This is a genomic window from Proteocatella sp. QWL-06, from assembly GCF_058684135.1.
Genome location: NZ_CM178755.1, coordinates 1,662,501 through 1,683,798, shown reverse-complemented (window position 1 = coordinate 1,683,798; position 21,298 = coordinate 1,662,501). Strand labels below are relative to the sequence as shown.

The following is a 21,298-nucleotide window of genomic DNA, read 5'->3' as shown; positions in this document are numbered from 1 at the left end:
AGATATAACAGAGAGGTAGATGATTGTGGATTTCAGAGAATTAGGCATCAGTGAAGATTTGACAGGACTTTTGAAAAAAAATGGTATAACGGTACCTACTCCAGTTCAGGAGCAGAGCATACAGTATATAAGGTCAGGAAGAGATCTGATTGCGCAGGCACAGACCGGCACAGGCAAGACACTCGCGTTCCTGCTTCCGTTATTTGAAGATATAGATATATCAAAGGATCAGATCCAGGTGCTCATCATGACGCCAACCAGAGAGCTTGCAATACAGATTACAAATGAGGCGGAAAAGCTCAGAGAATACAAAGATATCAATATTCTTGCGGCTTATGGCGGCAGGGATATAGGATCACAGCTGAGAAAGCTGAAAAAGAGCATCCATATGGTAATAGCTACTCCGGGAAGGCTTATAGATCACATACTGAGGAAGAGCATCGATCTCGGCAGTGTCAACACTTTCGTGCTTGATGAAGCTGACCAGATGCTGATGATGGGATTTCGAAATGAGATCGAGGATATAATGACAAAGCTTCCTAAAAAAAGGCAGATGCTGTGCCTTTCTGCTACTCTGGATTCCCATGTAAAACGACTGGCATACAGATATATGGATAATCCTGTTACGGTATCGGTAAACAGAGAAGAGATAACACTTGAGAGCATAAGACAGAATGTAGTTGAATCAATTGACAGGAACAAGCTCAGGGATCTCTGCTCAGTGCTGGACGAAGACAATCCATTCATGGCTATAATATTCTGCAGGACAAAAAGAAGAGCAGATGAGCTTGAAGTATCGCTTCACAGAAGAGGGTATGACTGTCAGAAGCTTCACAGCGACGTAGTGCAGGCCAAGAGAGAGCGGATAATGAAATCCTTCAGGAATGGAGATTTTCAGTATCTCATAGCGACAGATGTAGCAGCCAGAGGACTTGACATAGGCGGAGTAAGCCATATTTATAATTATGACATTCCCGAAAGCGCGGAAAGTTATATACACCGAATAGGAAGGACCGGAAGAGCAGGCGAAGAAGGCTATACATGTCTGTTTACAGATCCAAAGGACCTGAAGCAGCTCAAGGCTATAGAGGAGAGTATTAAGTTTAAGATACCAAGAAGAAAATTGAACGGAGGCGACCATGATTAAGATTCAAAAGGCACCAAAGTCCGATAATAAACTTAAAAAATCGGCAAAACCCGGCAAGAAGGTTGAGAAGAAGGGCATGAATTATAACAATGCTGAAAAGCGTGGAAAGAACTTCATGTATGCCAATCTTGAAAAAAGCGACTGCTACAAGTGTGATTTCGGAGATTCCAATTTTGACTATGCAAGCTTCAGAGGAGCTCATTTCAAGTCGAGCAGCTTTAACGGCTGCAGCTTCAGATGGGCAGAATTTACAGGCGCAAATCTTAAGAACAGCTCGATGAAGTCCGCAAGATTTGAGAATACGGTTTTCAATTCATCCAAGCTCGAGGGCGTGAGCTTTAAGGGAGCTATCTTCAAGAACACGATTTTCCTCAACACTGAAATGAGCAATATAAAGGATCTGAACCTCGAAAGCAAAGAGATAAAAGTCTTTGAAGACATGCCTCAGATTGAGATAAGTGAGGAATTCAGAGTAGCCATAATAAATGCAATGAACAATGACTATATAAAGAAATCAAGAGTGCTTGACACCAGAGACGGGGGAATAAATACCCTTAGCATCATGCTGCTTCTTGAGATATATTCAGAACAGGAGATAATAGATGGACTTAAGCTGTTATCGGAAAAAGCCGACAGAGACTTCCATACCCTGAGCTATATAATAAAGTTTATCGAAAGTGATGAGAGAGAAGCATAGCGCTTTTCTCTTTTTTTGTTAGAAAAGTCAGAAATAACATAAAATTTTAAAAAAAGCTTTACATTTACTTACAAGTGGTGTATTATAAGAATATAGTTAGTTGGCGAGTAGATTTCACATGTTATTAGAAATCATGGCGGTCTGTGATTTGTAATAATATGTGAAATTTTTTATTTCAAAACAACTATAAAAAATAAAAGAAAACAGGAGGTACCTCAACATGACAGGTACAGTAAAATGGTTTAACGCAGAAAAAGGATTCGGATTTATTCAGAGAGAAGACGGCGAAGACGTATTCGTACATTTCTCAGCTATTCAGGAAGATGGATTCAAATCACTTGACGAAGGACAGAGAGTAACATTTGATATAACTAAAGGACCACGTGGAGCTCAGGCAGAAAACGTAGTTAGAGTATAATTATCAAAAAAAAGGCTTTACATTTGCACTGAATTGGTGTAATATAAGAATATAGTAGTTGGCGTATAGATTTCACATGTTATTAGAAATCATGGCGATCTGTGGTTTGTAATAATATGTGAATTTTTTATTTCGTAACAATTATAAAAAAAAAAAGAAAACAGGAGGTACCTCAACATGACAGGTACAGTAAAATGGTTTAACGCAGAAAAAGGATTCGGATTTATTCAAAGAGAAGATGGAGAAGATGTATTTGTACACTTCACAGCTATCCAGGGAGAAGGATTCAAATCTCTTGACGAAGGACAAAAAGTAACATTTGATATAACTAAAGGACCACGTGGAGCTCAGGCAGAAAACGTAGTTAGAGCATAATTATCAAAAGTTAAGGCAGAACAAATGTTCTGCCTTTTTTACGTTTACTATTTCTTGATTTTCCTGAATTCGTCTTTTCTGAGGCTCTTAAAATGAGATTTTAGCTCCTTGTATTCAGAAACTATCTCATTATCAGTTTCCATATCCGGGTTCTTACTTAATTTATAGAGTATTTCAAGTATCTTGAGCGAATTATTATGATCGTTGATGTTTCCAAGCGTCTTTACAAACTTCTTGATATCATTATCAAGAACGAGTGTGCTGTTCTTGATTCCATCAGGAAATATCTCAATTATATTCTTTATCTTCTTGCCAGTCAGCCTTGTACTGTGTAGCTTTTCCGGCTCGTCGAGGCTGAGTTTTTTTCTGCGATTTTCTACTTTTCTCATGAGATTCATTATATATAAATCAACATCCTTGAGGGTTTCATTCTTATTCAGCCATACGAGAGAAGAGAGAATATTGTCAACATCATGGAATGTGCCGGTGTCGATTTTGTAGAATATGTCAGATTCATGTTCTTTTCTCTGCAAAGCTGCCATCTTATCAAAATAGCCTTTGATTTCAGTCTTCTCTGCATAGTATATGAACTGGTCCAGATCCCGAACTATTGAAAGCTCTGAATTGAGCTTTCTCAGGCTTTTTGAAACATGTCTGAATGAGTCCTCGGACACGTCATCTTTTGAAAAATCCACGAGAGTCAGGATCTTTCTTATACAAAGCCTCATCTGATGGATATTCTCCGGTTCGGACGGGTCTTTTCTGAAATCATCGCATATCCTATAGAAATGGTCTGAAAGCTCGTCTAACTCAAATTTTACGTCTGACAGGTCTATGCCCGGGTAAACCTTTCTTTTATAGTTCGAAAGATTCTTGTCCGGCTTCGTTTTTTTGTCCGCAAGATCCGAGCTTATGAAAAACCTCAGGGTGCCTGAAGAATATCCTTCATTCAGCTTCACGCATGCTATACTGCCCTTCTTAAATTCAAGATTTGTCTCACAGAGGCTGGATGTAAGAAAATATACATTAGGATTGTGACCTACTAGGATTATACAGTCAGCTTCAGCATGCTCTGAAACAATATCAGGAATAAGTGCATTATAATCGCCATGATACAGACTGTCATAGGGAATTGCCTCAGCCGTCTTCAGAATATCAGAAATGTTGTTTGCGCTCTGCATGGTTCTTTCGCTTGAGCTGGCAACAATCCTGATATTTTTGTATTCATTGTATTTTGTGATGCCCTTGAGTATTTTGGCCATAGTTCTTACCTGAACCACGCCTTCATCTGTAAGAGATCTGTTAAAATCACTGCCTTCCGGCTTCTGTGAAATATCTTCAGCCTTGCCGTGCCTTACAATTATTAGATCCAAAGAATCACCTCCAAATGTAAAGAAAAAGCCTCATACATATTTATATCCAATATCAATAGGAATTATTCATTTATGGGTGAGCGTGTTAAAATAAAAAAATATCATAATTATGCTTGACATTTATATCTATATATCGTAATATTACAATATACAAATTAATATTATGTCAAAGTTGAAATAAACTTGAGATAAAGAGGTAAATTATGGAGATGAACTACAAAGAACTTGAAGAAATGTCGGAGCTTCTAAAGGTCCTGGCACATCCGGTAAGGCTGTGCATAGCAAAAGGGCTGATTGAGAATGGAAGATGCAATGTATCACATATGCAGACGTGCCTTGACATTCCTCAGTCTACGGTTTCTCAGCACATTCAGAAGCTGAAGGCGGCAGGCATAATAGAAGGAGACCGTACCGGGCTGGAAATCAATTATGAAGTCAGGAACGAGAAAGTAAAGAAGCTTATAAAAGCAATAATTGAATCTATGTAATGTTTATGTGAGGGTAATATAATTTATAATTCTGGAGGTTATGATGAGTAAGAAAATTTTAATAGTAGGTGGAGTTGCTGGTGGAGCTTCTGCTGCAGCGAGAATGAGAAGGCTTGATGAGAGCGCAGAGATAATAATGTTTGAAAGAGGAGAATATATTTCGTTTGCAAACTGTGGACTTCCTTATTATATCGGTGAGACGATCAAAGAAAGAGAAGCTCTTCTGGTTCAGACGCCAGAAGCCATGAAAGCAAGATTCAACATAGATGTCAGAGTAAACAGTGATGTTGCAGGGATAGATGTAAATTCAAAGAAAGTGACTGTAAATTCTTCAGACAGAGGAACTTATGAAGAGTCATATGACTACATCATACTTTCTCCTGGAGCAAAGCCTATTGCACCTCCGATAAAGGGAATAGACAGCAGCAGGATTTACAAGCTCAGAAACGTTCCGGATACTGATAAGATAAAAGCTGTAGTAGACAGTAAGAAAATAACGAGTGCAGTTGTCATAGGCGGAGGATTCATTGGAATAGAGACGGCAGAAAACCTTAAAGAAAGAGGGATCAAGGTAACTCTTGTTGAGGCAGCTCCTCATATACTGGCTCCGTTTGATACAGAGATGGCAGTAATAGCTGAAAAAGAGCTGAATGACCACGGAGTTTCACTTATTCTTGGCAACGGAGTTAAGGGATTCGAAGAAACTGAAAACAACATAACTGTAGAGCTCAATGACGGTCAGAATCTTGTGACTGACATGGTCATACTTTCAATCGGAGTATCTCCTGACACAGGATTCCTAAGAGATTCGGGAATAAACCTTGGAGAAAGAGGCCATATACTTGTTGATGATTCAATGCAGACAAACATCGAAGGCGTGTATGCTGTAGGCGATGCAATAATGGTAAAGGATTATCTTCACAGGACTGACGTTGCGATACCTCTTGCAGGACCTGCAAACAGGCAGGGAAGAATAGCAGCTGACAACATTGCAGGGCTTGGAAGGACATACAAGGGAAGCCTTGGAACTTCTATACTAAAGATATTCTCGATGGCTGCAGCTTCAACTGGAAACAATGAGAGAAACCTTCAGAGAATGGGCAAGGAATACAGAGTGCTGTACATCCATCCAAATTCGCATGCAAGCTATTATCCTGGGGCGACACAGCTTACGATAAAGGTTCTGTACTCACCGGAAGGAAAAGTGCTGGGGGCACAGGCGATAGGCTATGACGGAGTAGACAAGTTCATAGACGTGATTGCATCAACTATGAAATTTGGAGGAACTATTGAAGACCTCGAAGAGCTTGAGCTGGCATATGCACCGCCATTCCTTTCTGCAAAATCTCCTGCGAACATGGCTGGTTTTGTGGCGGAGAACGACCTTACCGGCAAATGCAGCCTGATTACTCCTGCAGAGCTTGGAAGCTATGATCCTCAGACTCAGATGCTGGTTGACGTAAGAGACGAGCTTGAGCTTGAAGGAGGGACTATAGCAGGAGCTGTAAATATTCCGCTTGATTCGCTCAGAGAAAGAGCAGGAGAGCTTGATAAGAACAAAGAAATCATTGTATTCTGCGCAGTAGGACTTAGAGGCTATGTAGCGGCGAGAATGCTTATGCAGAAAGGATTCAGGGTAAGAAATCTTACCGGTGGAATCAAGATGTATGACATGGGAAAGTACCAGGCCAGACGACTCAGTGATGATGAGATGGATCAGGAGTGTCTGGACTGCAAAATAGGTATTGATGAGTTTCAGCCGCAGTATTCTGAGGATGGAAAGGTTTTTGATGTAGACGCATGTGGAATCTGCTGCCCTGGTCCTCTCATGAAGGCAAGAAAGACTATTGATGAAATGAAAGACGGAGACATAATGAAGATAAAGGCTTCAGATCCGGGATTTTATGAAGACATAAAGGCGTTTGCAAAAAGAACAGGAAACGAGCTTCTGGAAGCTCACAAGGAAGGCGGATTTGTATTTGCGACTGTGAGAAAAGGAATCAGATCAGAGGCAGTACCTGCTCAGAAGGCTGCAGAGGCAGCTTTGAGCCAGGCTCCAGCTGCTGATCCCAGAGACGGAAAGACGATAATCGTATTCAGCGGGGATCTTGACAAGGCCATAGCATCTTTCATAATAGCAAATGGAGCTGCTGCCATGGGCAAGCCTGTAACAATGTTCTTTACATTCTGGGGGCTCAATATCCTTAGAAAAAATGAAAAAGTAAGCGTTCCAAAAAATATCATAGAAAAGGCATTTGGCATGATGATGCCAAGAGGAAGCAAAAAGCTTCAGCTTTCCAAGATGAACATGGCTGGGATGGGTGCGAAGATGATTAGAATGGTTATGAAGGACAAGAATGTTGAGTCACTTGAGGATCTTATCCAGGCAGCAATCGACAATGGTGTAAACATAGTGGCATGTACTATGTCCATGGACGTCATGGGAATAAAGGAAGAAGAGCTTATTGACGGAGTAAACCTTGGCGGCGTAGGATACTACCTTGGAGAAGCAGAAGATTCAAATGTAAACCTCTTTATATAATAAAATAATTTTCAAGACTCTGATAAGGGAACCCGTTCTCTAATCAGAGTTTTATTTTTGTAATAGATATTTAATATACTATTATCAATATACTATATGATTAAACTTAAGAATATGTGGTAAAATTAATTGTAAGGTAAATTTTTATAAATATTTAATAAATTATTTATTGTAAAGGAGAATGGCATGAAAAGGAAATTTGCAGTACTTATGTCCATCTTACTTATGTCTTCAAGCATTACTGGATGCACTACGCAGCAAAAGGCATATTTTGATGAAACGGAAAAGATGGCAAGATGGGAATCGAGTGAAACAGAGATAGCAGGAAAGATGGTCATGAAGGTTCCTGTTACGCCGGAGCTTAAGGAAGGTGAGTATCAGACACAGGAGCTCAAGTTTGAGACAGTTAACGTGGACATAAACGCCGAGGGATATACACTTAATGAGAGCGACGGAAGTGCAACAAAGGCATATGTAAAGATGGATCTCATATCGGACAAAAAAAAGCTGAATATAAAGGATATAAAGATATATGTAGACAATAAGAATGTCTATATAAGCAAGAACTATCTTGATGCCGTAATGGGAGCTTCAGGTCAGCCTTTACCGGATTCCATAAAGAATATGCCTCAGGAATATATAATTATGAGCACTGCTCTTGATACTTCTGTTATGACAGAAGAAGAAGCCTCTGCGAGCGCGCAGTATCAGGCAATGAGCGAATATATAGAGAGCATGACTTCACCTGAAAAAAGAGGAGAGATCCTTGAAAAAGCATCGAAGATAATGGATATTGTAGGTTTCAGCGTACCTGTAAACAAGGCAGGAAGAACCTACACTATCAGCCTTAACTCAGATCAGATTATTGACATGTCAGTAAAATCGATAGATAAGACGGTAGTAAACATTGAAGAGATACTCAAGATAATGGATCTTTCTCCAGAATTCAAGGTATCAAAAGAAGAAATAGCTGAACTCAGAAAACAGTACAATGAGACTGGCAAAGATCAGATATTCCAGGCAATGGCAGTAGCGAAGGAAACAATAAAGGGATCTGAAATGACTACAAAAGAATCATTCACTGACAGCACATACAAATCAGATATAGGAATGAAGCTTATAATGAGAGACATGATGGATCTGAACCTAAGCATGACTCAGACAGCGAAAAAAGTAGAAAAGCGTGAGCTTGTAATGCCGGATCTTAAGAATGCAGTAAGCATGGACAAGTATATGGAAGCATTCATGCCGGCAGAAATGCCTCAGACGCAGCCGGTAGCAGCTGTATCATCAGCAAAATAACACTTATTTGTAAATTATAAATTTGTTTGGAACTTTACAGCATCAACTGGCGATAGTTATGGACCATTTACATCATATACAACTGTCTAAGAAGGTAGGTAACCATTATGAAACCCAAGTATATTTTAATGCTTATAGTAGTAATTATATGGTTTGTCGCTGCCATTATGATTATTTTCTATGGAGAAGGTCGGATAAAACCATTGTATGTAGCTGCTTTTTCATTGATTGGTGGGTGGGTTGTCGTTTTTTGTGTAAAGAATTTAATAAGAAACAGAACAGAGTTGTTTCGTAAGAAGTGAATTTATTTTGACTTTGTCTACAGTCTGAAATGGTGGAAATTCTCATTTCCACCATTTTTAATATAAGGATTGTTGGTACAACAGATACTGATATGTTTACGTAGCTGAGTTATCTTCTCTATGATTTATGAAACAGCAAAGAGGGTTATGTATATAGATAAAATCGGGTAGGAGGTAGATAATTATTTTATCTACCTCCTACCCGATTGGTGGGCGATATTGGACTCGAACCAACGACTTCCACCTTGTCGAGGTGGCACTCTACCAGCTGAGTTAATCGCCCTGAATATGAATATGCTGGAAATATATCTAATATTGATTTTATCAGGAAACAGGTCTGGAGTCAAGGCTTTATGATTAATTAATTGCAGAGTTTAAAAAACCCTCCGGTATTTACCGAAGGGTTTCAATTGATTAAGCAACGTGCTCTGTATCGTTTTCTTCAGCAACAAGACCGTTAAGCGTCTTGTCCATAGCCCATAGTATTATTCCTGATACTATAGCTATTGCAGCGATTGTAAAGTATGCTGTTGCAAAGTCGAATTTAAGAGTGAACTCATAAAGGTATCCATATGATTTTCCTGCAAAGAATACTGCAAGAACCCATACACTCATCATTGATGTAAGCATTCTTGGTGGAGCGAACTTACTGATGAATGAGTTTCCAAGTGGAGAGAATACCATCTCACCAAGTGAAAGTACAACACCAAATGCGATTATCCATGCAAGCGGAGCAAGATTGTCTCCTCTTGTAACGTCTGCCATAGCAAATATTACATATGAAAGTCCAAGAAGGATCATTCCAAGAGCAGTCTTTTTGAACATGCTCAGGTCACCTTTAGGTCTCTTTGCAAGCTTTGTCCAAAGAGCACCAAGAACTGGTCCAAGAGCGATACACATAAATGCATTCAGCGAGTCAAACCAAGCTGTAGGAACTTCGAAGTTTCCGATCATCCAGTTTGCAGCTGCTGCATCTCCTCCCCAGTAGTAATATACTGGCATGTAAGCAAGGTACCATAATACCCAGAATATAACTGAGAAGATTGAAACTAATATGATTGCAGCAACCCTTTTCTTCTCAACAGTAGTAAGAGGAACTTTAACCTCTTCTTTTTTACTTGTAACTTCATCTTTACTGTTTTCGTCAACCTTAAATGGTTTTTTACCTGCTTCGCCAAGGAATCTCCATCCAAATATGAACCATGCAGCATCAAGGAACATCATAAGTGCGCATATAAGGAATGCGAAAGAGTATCCTTTAACTCCGGCAACAACTCCAAGGATTGTAGTTCCGAAGAATGAACCAAAGTTTACGAATGAGTACATTGTAGAGAATGCACTGTCAAGCTGTCTAGGGTCATCGAAAAGTCTTCCTGTGATAGCATTAGCCTGACATTTGAAAAGACCAGTTCCTATAGAAACAAGGATGATCATGATGTTAACCATTGAAGCTGAAGTAGCTTGCCATCCCACTAAGTAACCAAGTCCCATCAGAGTCATTCCCACTGGAACGAGATATCTTGCTCCTATGTAACGGTCTGATACAAAAGCTCCGATGATTGGTGCAAGATAAGTGAATGCAACAAGGTTTGCTGACATTTTAGCTGCATCCGCAGGCGTAAGACCTAGTCCTCCGTCAATAATGCTTGCAACTACGAATACTGAGATTAGCCATTTAGCTGAATAGAACGCGAATCTTTCAAATGAGAAAGAAAGGGCGCATACGTAAAAACCAAACGGTCTTTTTTTGTTTACAGTTTCCAATTTGTTTTTCCTCCTGAAATATTTTTTGTATTTTTAAAAGCGACTGCATTCGTCGTTAGAAGAATGCAGACACTTCAAATACCATTATAATGGTAGTTTATGGCTGATAAGATTTTTATTAGATCTCTCTAGTGTATACCTTGAGCCAGTCTTTTTCTTCTTCGGTGAGATATGGTGATATTTTTTCAAATACCTGTTTGTGATAATTGTTGAGATAAGCTCTTTCATCCTTGTTAAGCTCAGATGGCTCTATTGCATCAAGATCTATTGGTATGAATGTTACGACTTCGAAATTCATGAACTGTCCAAACTCGTTCTTCTCTGCATTCTGGAATATAAGCTCGTTCTCTATTCTGATACCATGCGAATTTTCGATATATATTCCCGGCTCGTTCGTTATTACCATTCCTGGCTCCATAACAGCGGTTTCATTTTTTGATGGTACTATCTGCCATCTGAATCCGCTTGGTCCTTCATGTATGTTCAGAAGGTATCCCACGCCGTGACCTGTACCGCATTTATAGTCTATTCCAAGCTGCCATATTGGCTGTCTCGCAAGAACGTCGAGGTTGTAGCCTCTTACTCCGTAAAGGAATTTTGCCATTGAAAGGTTGATCATACCTCTTACTACAGCAGTGAAGTGAACCTTAAGCTCATTGCTGATCTCTCCAAGTGCAAGCGTTCTTGTTATGTCAGTAGTTCCTTCATAGTAGTTTCCGCCTGTATCAGTAAGGTAAAGATGCTCAGGCTTGAGTGCATAGTTGCTTTCCTCGGTAGCGCTGTAGTGCATCATAGCTGCATGCTCTTTGTATGCAGAGATAGGGGCAAAGCTTGGTCCTATGAAACCTTCCTGCTGAGCTCTGAACTCCTCGAGCTTGTCAGATGCGGAAATCTCAGTTATTTCTATCTTGCCTATGTTCTGCTTAAGCCAGTACATGAACTTAACGAAGGCTATGCCATCTTTGATATGGCTTTTTCTTACGTTTTCAAGCTCAACTTCATTTTTTATGGCCTTGAACATTATAGTAGGGTTATCTTTTTCTATTACCTTTACTTCTGATGGTATGTTGTTGAATATCGCATAGTTTATCTTCTTAGGATCTACCATCACTGCCTGATCCTTTTCTATTGTCTTGATGAACTCATACACGTCATTGTAAGGGTGGATTACTACATTTTCCTTTGCAAACTCAGCCATTATATCTGCGCCGAGCTTATTTTCGTCGATGAAAAGATGGACACTGTCAAGTGTTATCACTGAATATGAAAGCACTAGCGGTGAATAAGCCACATCATCTCCTCTGATGTTCAGAAGCCATGCTATATCATCAAGGCTTGTTATTATATGACATGCAGCTCCAGCTTCTGTCATTTTTTCTCTTACTCTTGCAAGTTTTGAAGAAAAGCTCTCGCCAGAGTATTTTACGTCAAGCAGAAAAGCAGGCTTTTCAGACATTGCAGGTCTGTCAGTCCAGAACTGATCGACAAGATCAAGATCATATACTATGCTGATGTTTTTTTCTGAAAGCTTTTTCTCAAGTGAGATACCTTCTTCGGCAGCGATAACTCTTCCGTCAAATCCAAGCTTTCCTCCTGATGGAATGCTGTCAGAAAGGAACTCTTCGGTCGTAGGAACGCCAGGCTCACCCATCTTGAAAAGCCTTATTCCAGAACCATCCAGCTGGTGGTCAGCCTGTATGAAATATCTTCCGTCTGTCCAGAGGCCGGCATCGTCTTTTGTAATCACTACTGTACCAGCAGAACCTGTAAATCCAGATATGTATGCTCTTGTCTTAAAATACTCTCCAACATACTCACTCTGATGATTGTCAGCAGATGGTATTATGTATGCATCTATGCTGTTTTCAGCCATAAGCTGTCTTAGTTTTGAAACTCTTTCAAGAATGTTCATAATTAAAACCTCCCTTTGTTATATTCACATAGCCAATAATATCACAAAATGTCTTTGCTTACAATACAAAATGACAAAAAATCGTTATAATATTATTAAAATAATGAAAAATAGTAATATATTCCCCGTTTATTTTCATTTTTGTGAAATTGATTCACGGTAAAATAAAAATTAAACAAATCTTTTGATTATTCAAAAAGGCTGAAAATACGGATTATTGCAAATTGTGACTGTCGTATTGTGGCTTTATTCACCTGAATATTAAATTCGAACAATGATAGGTGTATTGAGTATTGATGAAATATACAGAAAGAATAATATGGATATAGATACATCTTTTTGCAGAAAATTCAAAATCATAGAAGAAATTCCGGGTTTTGTGGCTGCTTTCTATCGAGTTAAATCAGGAAAATCAGGTGTGCAGAGGTGAAAATAATCATTGTTCGTTATTTATATAACAAAAAAGGCGCATATGAAAATATAGTGTAATTTATAATGTTTTATGATATAATCTTAAGGAAATACATTTGATGTGAAAGCAGGGGAAAATGAGAAGGCAGGAACTTCTGAAATATGGTTGTTTATCGAATAAAAATGGATATACAATGATAGAAGTTTTAGTATCGCTGATGCTTGCTTCCTTTATAATTGTTGCATCGTTCAGTCTGTTTTCGCAGATGATGCACAGATATAATGAGTCTGTGGCTGAAAAGGAACTCGTTGAATCGGCAGATTATCTTGAGCAGGTAATAAAGCGGGAATTTTCGAGAGCGTCAGGAGTACTTGATTATCTGGACCCTCAGGGTGCTGAACATTATGAGATAGGCAGCGAGCCTGCTGAGTTCATCTGTATATCCCTCAAAAGAACTAGGTTTACTCTTTATCAGAGCGGTTATGCAGAGGCTTTTCTGATTGACGGAAAATATAAGAGTGCAGTGAGGAAGCCTGTCTATATCTCAAAAGCATCACGTACGGATATGAGCTCAAAGAACTATAGAAACCTGTCTGTTTTTGAGGTGGGAAACCATGTCAGAAGCATGAGTATATCAAGGATTGACGAGAGCAAGTACAGAATCTGGCTGGAGCTTGAATATCAGGATACAGAAGTAACATACAGCAAAAATTTCATTGCAGAGCTTCAGAACGCATAAATAAGGATATTGTATATGGTCGATTTTCTTGACAATATATTTCTATTGAATATATAATGATTATTACTGGCGAAACATGGAATTTGATGGCGTCTGGTTATAATTAAACGAAATTTTATAAAAAATTATTGGAGGATTAGTTAATGATTTCAGCAGGAGATTTTAGAAAAGGTGTAACTTTTGAAATGGATGGGCAGCCATTCCTTATTATTGATTTCCAACATGTTAAACCAGGTAAAGGTGCAGCCTTTGTAAGAACAAAATACAAGAATCTTAAATCAGGGGTATTGAGAGAAGAAACTTTCAACCCGAATGATAAATTCCCTAAGGCTGTAATAGAGACTAAAGAGATGCAGTATCTTTATAGTGACGGAGAGCTTTACTACTTTATGGATAATGAATCATTTGAGCAGATACCGCTTAACTATGATCAGGTAGAAGATGCAATAAAATGGCTTAAGGAAAACGACAGCGCTACTATAAGATTCTATCAGGGATCTGCATTCCAGGTAGAGGCGCCAAACTTTGTAGAGCTTGAAGTTGTAGAGTGCGAGCCTGGAGTAAAGGGCGACACTACTACAAACGTTACAAAAGCTGCTACAATGGAAACAGGAGCTATTGTTCAGGTTCCTCTGTTTGTAAACCAGGGGGACAAAATCAGAATTGATACAAGATCAGGCGATTACATGTCAAGAGTGTAGGAGCCTATAATATATACTTGTATAAGGAGGGCATGACCATGGAATATTTATATGAGAGAGTTGCTTATTTAAGAGGACTTTGCGAGGGACTTGGGATTTCCGAGGAAACCAAAGAAGGCCGCGTGCTTGAAGAGATTGTTGAAATACTTGGAGAGTTCGCAGATGCTATCGTTGAATTATCTGATAAGCAGGAAGAACTGGAAGAGTATACCGAGTTGATCGACGAGGATCTGTCAGATCTTGAAGATGATTTCTATGATGAATCAGATGAAGATGACGAAGATGACGACGATATGGGTTATGTAGAAGTTACGTGTCCGCACTGTGGTGAAGAAATCGAGATTGATGAAGATTTACTTTATGACGAAGAGTCAGACATACTTTGTCCCTGCTGTGATCAGGTAATAATTAATGCCTGTGATGATGAGGACTTCGAAGAAGAAGAAATAGAAGAAGAAGAATAAGAAATACCTACATCAAAAGGCTGCATTTATTGCAGCCTTTTGGTGTAAAACAAAAAAGGAAGGAGGAAAACATGAAAAAACTCAATGAGCTGCAAAGCAGGATAGGCTATGATTTTAAAGACATAGAGCTCCTCAAGACAGCGCTTACGCATACGTCCTATGCGAATGAGCATAAGAGAAGAATGATAAAGCATAATGAAAGGCTTGAGTTTCTTGGGGACAGCGTGCTGAGCCTCATAATAACGACATATCTTTTCAAGAACCTTTCAAGCATAACAGAAGGCGAGCTTTCAAGGATAAGATCAACTATCGTATGTGAGAATTCACTAAAGATGAGCGGCGATCAGTTTGACCTCAGCCACTATATCTATATGGGAAAAGGCGAGGAGCAGACGGGAGGGCGAAACCGCAGCTCGATAGTATCTGATGCAATGGAGGCCCTTATAGCATCCATATACCTGGATTCAGGCTATGAAAGTGCAGAAAGATTCGTACTTAGCCAGATGAAAGAAATTATAGACAAAGCGATAGAGGGCAAGCTCTTCAAGGATTACAAGACCCAGTATCAGGAGATGGTACAGAAAAAATCGAATTCAAAGATAGAATATGTGGTAATAAGCGAGGACGGACCGGATCATCAGAAGACTTTTACGGTAGGCCTTATGCTTAATGACAGAAATGTTTCCACAGGAGAGGGGAGGAGCAAGAAAGCTGCAGAACAGAAAGCTGCGGAAATTGCTCTGGAAAAGATTAATGAGCATTAAGAAAACAATACCGGTATTTGTTCCTCACAGCGGATGCCCGAATGACTGCGTCTTCTGCAACCAGAAAAGGATAACAGGGGTTACGTCCACTGTAGGACCTGAAGAAGCGGAATCAGTTATCAGGGAAGCCCTCAGTACCATTGATGAGAATATGGACATTGAGATTGCTTTCTTCGGAGGGAGCTTTACTGCTATTGAAAAAGAGCGGCAGATAGAACTTCTCAGCGTCGCGAACAGATACAGAGAAACGCACAATATAAAGGACATCAGAATATCTACGAGGCCTGATGCCATTGATGAGGATGCTCTCAGCCTTCTCAAATCCTTTAATGTAACTATCATTGAGCTTGGGGTTCAGTCTCTTGACGAAAATGTCCTTATGCAGAGCAACAGAGGGCATGACAGCGCATGCGTATACAGATCATCGGAGCTTATTTTAAAAAATGGATTTAAACTGGGATTACAGATGATGCTTGGATTGCCTGGGGATTCTGCTGAAAAAGTAAGGTACACAGCAGACGAATTCATCAGGATAGCCCCTCATTTTGTTAGAATATATCCGGTCCTTGTAATAAAAGACACAGGTCTTGAATCACTTTTTAAGAGTAAGGTTTATCAGCCATGGAGCGTCGAAAAGACGGTTGAGGTCTGCAAGGACATCTTCATGAAATTTGCAAAAAACAACATAAAAGTAATAAGGATGGGACTTCAGACAACTGATGACATAATGCTTGGCAAAGACGTAGTTGCAGGACCTTTTCACCCCGCAATCGGAGAGCTCATCTATTCGAGAGTATACAGAGACCTGATTGAAAAAATGCTGACGGAGACAGGCATTGATGAGCTCAAGGGAAAAACTGTCGATATAGAGGCACCTGGCAATCAGATATCCAAGATTTCAGGAAACAGGAAATCAAACAAGGAGTATTTTAAAGAAAAATATGATATCAGGCTCAAAATAGTTGCGTCGCAGGGGGACAAAGTCCTCAGGATAGGAAATATGAAAGAAGATATTTCATTTTTAGCTTAAGAAGAGGTAAACGTGAGACTTAAATCGATAGAGTTGAAAGGCTTTAAATCCTTTTATCATAAGACAAAAATTGAGTTTCCAGATGGAATAATAAGCATAGTAGGCCCAAATGGAAGCGGAAAGAGCAATATTCTCGACGCCTTCAGATGGGTGCTTGGAGAACAGAGCGCCAGAAATCTCCGCGGAGAAAAGATGGAAGACGTCATATTTTCTGGAACAAAGCTTCACAATCAGGCGAATTTCTGCGAAATAGAGATACTCTTTGACAACAGCGACTGTGTCCTGGACATTGAGTTCACAGAGGTAAGCATAAAGAGAAAAGCTTACAGGACCGGAGAGAGCGCCTATTATCTTAATGGAAAGCAGTGCAGGCTGAGGGACATAAAGGAGCTGCTTCTGGATTCGGGAATAGGAAAAGAAGGATATTCCGTAATATCCCAGGGAAAGATAGATGAAATAGTCAACGCAACCTCGGTTCAGAGAAGAAAGATTCTTGAAGAGGCGAGTGGAATAGCGAAATTCAGATTCAAGAAGGAAGACAGCGAGAAAAAACTGGAAAACACAAGAAATAACATGGAAAGGCTCAATGACATATTTATTGAAATAGAAAGACAGATAGAGCCGCTGCAAAGACAGAATGAAAAAGCGCTTAAATTCCTTGAGCTGAGAGAAGAACTTAAAATATCTGAAATAAACAGCCTTCTTCATGAATATGATTCAGTGAGCGGAGGCTATTCGCATGACCGGGAGATATACGCCAGGGTTTCATTCGAGCTTGAGCAGATTGAAAAAGAGCTTGCTGACAAAAAGGCAGACCTGGAAAGATATGAAGAGCTAAAGAAGAAAAACCAGGAGCTTACCTCAGAACTTGACGCTAACAGATCGAGGCTCACGCTGGAGAAAAATTCAATAGAGAATGAGATAGAGAGAAACAACGAAAAGATCCTTTCGAGGCAGAACCAGAGAGAAAAGATAAAGAATATAGTAAAATCCATAGATGAAAAAATATCAGAGCTTAATCTGGAAATTGAAAAATCGCAGCTTGAACATGATGAGATAATGAAACGGGCTCTGGACCTGAAAAAAGAAATCAATGAGAAGCAGGAAGCAAGGAATTCTGCAAGGGCAGACATAGACATCAGGCAGGATAAATACAGGTCGCTTGCTGATGACAGGCAGAGGCTGCTCGAGGAAAAAAACAAAAAGGAACTCAGGATCCAGTTCATAGATGAGAGTGTGGAGTTTGAGAATAAAAGAATTCTTGAAAATATTACTCTGATAAAAAAACTGGAATCAGATATCATGGAAATCGACTCGGAAATAGAAGCTGTGAGAAGCAGAAAAGCCGGGATTGAGGATGAAATTGAAAACCTTAGAAAAAAAGAAGCTGAGCTTGAGCTTGAAGTGAAAAGACTCGATGATTCCGGAAAAAAAGAAGAACAGATCCTGCAGGAGATATCTCAGGAAATAAGAGAGATAAAAGTAAAGCAGAACATGTATATATCCATGGAGAACGACATGGAGGGAATAAACCGAAGCGTAAAGACTGTACTTGAAAACAGAAATCTTAAAGGTATAGTAGACATCGTTGCCAATCTTATAAGAACAGACAAGATGTATGAAAAGGCAGTAGAGACGGCTCTTGGAGGAGCCCTTCAGAATATCGTTACTACAGACAGCGTTTCAGCCAAAAAAGCAGTCGAATACCTGAAGGCTTCAAAATCAGGGAGGGCGACATTCCTTCCCATGGATACCGTAAGTGGTTCGCCAATCTCTGTGGAGGGCGCAAAAACAGCGTCTTCTGTGGTGCAAAGCCTGCCGCAGTACCGGGGAATAATAGAGTCGCTTCTGGGAAGGACGCTTATAGTAGAAAGCATGGATGAGGCGATACATCTTTCCAGAAAGCTTGGCTACAGGTACAGGATAGTAACTGTTGACGGAGAGATATTCAATCAGGGCGGATCGATAACGGGTGGACATTATTACAAGCAGAGCAACATTCTTGGAAGGAAAAGGCTCATAGAAGAATTTTCTGAAAAGGCAGAAGCGTTCAAAGTTAATTACAGCATTGTTCAGAAAAAACTTAAAGATGTTTCTGAGAAAAAACAGCTTCAGGAAGAAGCACTCAGAGATCTATCCTCTGAAATACAGGAAAAGCTGTCACTGCTTGAAAAAATCAGTTTTGATCTCAACGACAGAGAAAACAACCGTAAGTATATAAAAAGCAACATTGGCAGCATGCTGTCTGAAAGAGAATCCAAAAAAGCACTCGAAAAGGAACAGCTGATAAGCAGGAGTGTTCTTGAAAAAGAAGTGGCTGAAATAGCAGACGCTATATCAGAAACTGAAAAGATAATTTCAGATATACAGAGAGATCAGAAAACTGAGCAGGACAATCAGGAATCCTTCCAGAGTAAGATTTCAGACCTCAAGATAGAGCTTTCCGCCAAAGAAAACAGAATGGAAGGAATAGCTGGCGAGCAGAAACGGATAGCAGAGATAAAGGCGAATTATGAGTTTCAGAAGGAAGAAAATCATAAGGAGCTGAGGCTTATAATTTCAGAGATTGCAGAGGCGGAAAAGCGGCTTTCAGAATGCATCACTGACCTTCAGCTCAACCAGATAGAGCTCGACGAGATAGTAATAGAATATGAAAACACAGTCACGGAGCTCAGAAAGTCAGAAAAGCTGTTTGATGAAGTAATAAGATTCCAGAAAACGGCAGAAGAAAAGCTGATGAAAAAGCTTCAGGAAAAATACAGACTTGAAAACCGGATTGAAAAAGTAGATGTGATAACTGAAAATGTAAAATCCAGAATGCATGAAGAGTATCAGCTTAGCATCGAAGAATCGAGAAAATATAAGTCAGAGGACTGCGACTTCTCCAAAGAGAAGATAAGCTCGCTGAAAGAGCAGATCTTGCTTCTTGGGAACATAAACCTGGATGCCATAGAAGATTACAGAGTACTGAGTGAGCGATATGAGCTATACAAAGATCAGATATCAGATCTCAGGCAGTCAGTCGACGTGCTTGAAAAAATCATAGCGGATCTTGAGAAAGACATGGCAAGAGAATTCAGAAGCAATTTTGACAGCATAAATGGAACCTTTGGCAAGGTGTTCTCGCAGCTATTCGGAGGAGGAGAAGGGAAGCTTGTACTCTCAAACCCTTCTGATGTGCTCAACTCGGAAATAGAGATAATGGCACAGCCTGATGGAAAAAAGCTGAGGACCACATCAGTGATGTCGGGCGGAGAAAAATCGCTTATGGCCATAGCTCTCCTTTTCTCAATACTTATGACCAAGCCGGCACCGTTTTGCATACTCGATGAAATAGATGCCGCACTAGATGACTCCAATATATCCAGATTCAATGCATTTCTGGAAAAGCTCTCGCAGGATATACAGTTTGTTACAATAACCCACAGAAGAGGGACTATGGAGACATCTGATTATATTTATGGAGTCACGATGCAGGACAAGGGAGTCTCAAAAGTTGTCAGCCTGAAATTTGAAGAGGCTACGGATTTTATTGAGCAGTAATGATTAAACAAGCGTTTGAAAGGAAATGATATGTTAAAAAAATTATTTGGGTTTGGAAAGAAAAAAGATAAAGAGATCGATGAAAATCTCAAAGAATACCAGCAGGTGGAGACTCAGGAAGCTCAGGCAGAGCCAGTGGCAGAAGAAAGCCCTGAGATTGAAGAGGAGCTGCAGGAAAAAGCAGAAGTAGCTGAGGAGCTGCAGTCAGCATCAGCTGAGGAAGCAGCCGAGTCAGAAGCGCAGATTGAGCCTGAGGAAGATCCTGAGGATGAGCGTGAGGAAAATCCGGAGCAGGAAGAAGAGCAGGAAGAAGCTCAGGAGCCTGAGGCAGCCGAGCCCGAAGCTCCTGCAAAAGGTTTCTTTGCAAGACTCAAAGAAGGCCTTTCAAAAACCACTCAGAGCTTTACCTCAAAGCTGGACAATCTGTTCAAAGGATATAAGACTATCGATGAAGATATCTATGAAGAGCTTGAGGAAATACTCATAACCGCAGATGTGGGATTTGAGACCACTATGAGAATAACTGAAGAGTTAAGGAAAAGAGAGAGAGAAAACAAGATAGAGGAAGTAGAAAAGCTTCAGGAAGAGCTGGAAGACATAATTGAAGGCATACTCGTGGTAAAGGACGAATACAGCGAGGCGCAGGCAGGCTCTGAAGAGACTGCAAAAGTATCAGCAAAAAAACCGAGGATAATGGTCGTTGTGGGAGTAAACGGAGTGGGAAAGACCACGAGCATAGGAAAACTGGCATCTCAGCTTAAAAACGAAGGAAGCAGCGTTATGCTTGCGGCGGCGGATACATTCAGGGCCGCAGCTTCAGAGCAGCTTACCATATGGGCTCAGAGAGCGGATGTACCAATAGTGAAGCATGGAGAGGGGGCTGATCCTTCAGCTGTCATATTCGATGCCATCAAATCAGCTAAGGCGAACAATGCAGACGTGCTTATCTGCGATACGGCAGGAAGGCTTCATAACAAGGCCAACCTTATGAATGAGCTTGCAAAGATATTCAAGATAATCAGCAGGGAATATCCTGAGGCCGAAAAAGAAGTATTGCTTGTGATAGATGCGACCACCGGTCAGAACGCAATAAATCAGGCTAAGGTATTCAAGGAGGCAGCGCCGCTCACCGGCCTTATCCTCACAAAGCTCGATGGTACGGCAAAGGGTGGGGTCGTGCTTGGGATAATCTCAGAGCTGTCGCTTCCTATAAAATATATAGGAGTCGGCGAAAAGATAGACGATCTTCAGAAGTTTGATGCCAGATCTTTCGCAAGAGCGCTGTTTGGAAAAAATTTACAGTGATATAAAGTAAAAATACTTGA

Annotated in this window: 17 protein-coding genes and 1 tRNA gene; 14 read left to right on the top strand and 4 right to left on the bottom strand. The window is 40.1% G+C overall.

Features of this window, described 5'->3' with window-relative positions:
- The first annotated feature begins 25 nt into the window (after positions 1-25).
- The 4 genes from AC4PGZ_RS07965 (at position 26) to AC4PGZ_RS07950 (ending at position 2,637) form a co-directional block, all read left to right on the top strand.
- Complete coding sequence (locus AC4PGZ_RS07965; protein WP_492158102.1) at positions 26-1,147, top strand: DEAD/DEAH box helicase; 1,122 nt, start codon at positions 26-28, stop codon at positions 1,145-1,147.
- Positions 1,140-1,844 carry a pentapeptide repeat-containing protein gene (locus tag AC4PGZ_RS07960; protein ID WP_492158101.1) on the top strand — a complete coding sequence of 235 codons (705 nt, stop codon included), beginning with the start codon at positions 1,140-1,142 and terminating at the stop codon, positions 1,842-1,844. The genes AC4PGZ_RS07965 and AC4PGZ_RS07960 overlap by 8 nt, the downstream gene beginning before the upstream one ends.
- Positions 1,845-2,064: 220 nt before the next feature.
- Positions 2,065-2,262 (top strand): cold shock domain-containing protein, encoded by a 198-nt coding sequence (locus tag AC4PGZ_RS07955; protein ID WP_492158100.1) that lies wholly within the window; start codon positions 2,065-2,067, stop codon positions 2,260-2,262.
- Positions 2,263-2,439: 177 nt separating this feature from the next.
- Entirely contained in the window at positions 2,440-2,637 is a 198-nt protein-coding gene (locus AC4PGZ_RS07950; RefSeq protein WP_492158099.1) for a cold shock domain-containing protein, read from the top strand.
- Positions 2,638-2,684: 47 nt separating this feature from the next.
- Here the strand turns inward: AC4PGZ_RS07950 and AC4PGZ_RS07945 are convergent, their stop codons facing one another.
- Positions 2,685-4,010 (bottom strand): CHAD domain-containing protein, encoded by a 1,326-nt coding sequence (locus AC4PGZ_RS07945; protein WP_492158098.1) that lies wholly within the window; start codon positions 4,008-4,010, stop codon positions 2,685-2,687.
- 203 nt (positions 4,011-4,213) lie between these two features.
- Here AC4PGZ_RS07945 and AC4PGZ_RS07940 point away from each other — a divergent pair, with 203 nt between their 5' ends.
- The 3 genes from AC4PGZ_RS07940 to AC4PGZ_RS07930 all read left to right on the top strand — a co-directional run bounded on the left by AC4PGZ_RS07940 (position 4,214) and on the right by AC4PGZ_RS07930 (position 8,342).
- Positions 4,214-4,498, top strand: a complete 285-nt coding sequence (locus AC4PGZ_RS07940) for an ArsR/SmtB family transcription factor (protein ID WP_492158097.1) — start codon at positions 4,214-4,216, stop codon at positions 4,496-4,498.
- 43 nt (positions 4,499-4,541) lie between these two features.
- Positions 4,542-7,040 (top strand): DsrE/DsrF/DrsH-like family protein, encoded by a 2,499-nt coding sequence (locus AC4PGZ_RS07935; RefSeq protein ID WP_492158096.1) that lies wholly within the window; start codon positions 4,542-4,544, stop codon positions 7,038-7,040.
- A gap of 186 nt (positions 7,041-7,226) precedes the next feature.
- Positions 7,227-8,342 (top strand): hypothetical protein, encoded by a 1,116-nt coding sequence (locus AC4PGZ_RS07930; RefSeq protein ID WP_492158095.1) that lies wholly within the window; start codon positions 7,227-7,229, stop codon positions 8,340-8,342.
- A gap of 509 nt (positions 8,343-8,851) precedes the next feature.
- Here the strand turns inward: AC4PGZ_RS07930 and AC4PGZ_RS07925 are convergent.
- The 3 genes from AC4PGZ_RS07925 to AC4PGZ_RS07915 form a co-directional block, all read right to left on the bottom strand.
- A tRNA-Val gene (locus tag AC4PGZ_RS07925) sits at positions 8,852-8,927 on the bottom strand.
- 131 nt (positions 8,928-9,058) lie between these two features.
- The gene (locus tag AC4PGZ_RS07920) at positions 9,059-10,408 is read right to left on the bottom strand and encodes a peptide MFS transporter (protein WP_492158094.1); all 1,350 of its coding nucleotides are present in this window, start codon (positions 10,406-10,408) and stop codon (positions 9,059-9,061) included.
- A 118-nt stretch (positions 10,409-10,526) separates the two neighbouring features.
- Positions 10,527-12,320, bottom strand: coding sequence for an aminopeptidase P family protein (locus AC4PGZ_RS07915; protein WP_492158093.1), 1,794 nt, complete (start codon positions 12,318-12,320; stop codon positions 10,527-10,529).
- Between the two features lie 548 nt (positions 12,321-12,868).
- On the opposite strand from AC4PGZ_RS07915, the gene AC4PGZ_RS07910 reads away from it, so the two are divergent.
- The 7 genes from AC4PGZ_RS07910 (at position 12,869) to ftsY (ending at position 21,278) form a co-directional block, all read left to right on the top strand.
- Complete coding sequence (locus tag AC4PGZ_RS07910) at positions 12,869-13,471, top strand: PulJ/GspJ family protein (RefSeq protein WP_492158092.1); 603 nt, start codon at positions 12,869-12,871, stop codon at positions 13,469-13,471.
- Between the two features lie 143 nt (positions 13,472-13,614).
- Entirely contained in the window at positions 13,615-14,172 is a 558-nt protein-coding gene (efp, locus tag AC4PGZ_RS07905; RefSeq protein WP_492158091.1) for an elongation factor P, read from the top strand.
- Between the two features lie 38 nt (positions 14,173-14,210).
- Positions 14,211-14,636 (top strand): CD1247 N-terminal domain-containing protein, encoded by a 426-nt coding sequence (locus tag AC4PGZ_RS07900; RefSeq protein ID WP_492158090.1) that lies wholly within the window; start codon positions 14,211-14,213, stop codon positions 14,634-14,636.
- Positions 14,637-14,707: 71 nt separating this feature from the next.
- Entirely contained in the window at positions 14,708-15,400 is a 693-nt protein-coding gene (gene rnc, locus AC4PGZ_RS07895) for a ribonuclease III (protein ID WP_492158089.1), read from the top strand.
- Positions 15,390-16,430 carry an elongator complex protein 3 gene (locus tag AC4PGZ_RS07890; protein ID WP_492158088.1) on the top strand — a complete coding sequence of 347 codons (1,041 nt, stop codon included), beginning with the start codon at positions 15,390-15,392 and terminating at the stop codon, positions 16,428-16,430. Before rnc ends, AC4PGZ_RS07890 begins: the two co-directional genes overlap by 11 nt.
- Positions 16,431-16,442: 12 nt before the next feature.
- Entirely contained in the window at positions 16,443-19,973 is a 3,531-nt protein-coding gene (gene smc, locus AC4PGZ_RS07885) for a chromosome segregation protein SMC (protein ID WP_492158087.1), read from the top strand.
- Between the two features lie 30 nt (positions 19,974-20,003).
- On the top strand, positions 20,004-21,278 hold the full coding sequence (ftsY, locus tag AC4PGZ_RS07880) for a signal recognition particle-docking protein FtsY (RefSeq protein WP_492158086.1): 1,275 nt from the start codon (positions 20,004-20,006) through the stop codon (positions 21,276-21,278).
- Positions 21,279-21,298 lie beyond the last annotated feature (20 nt).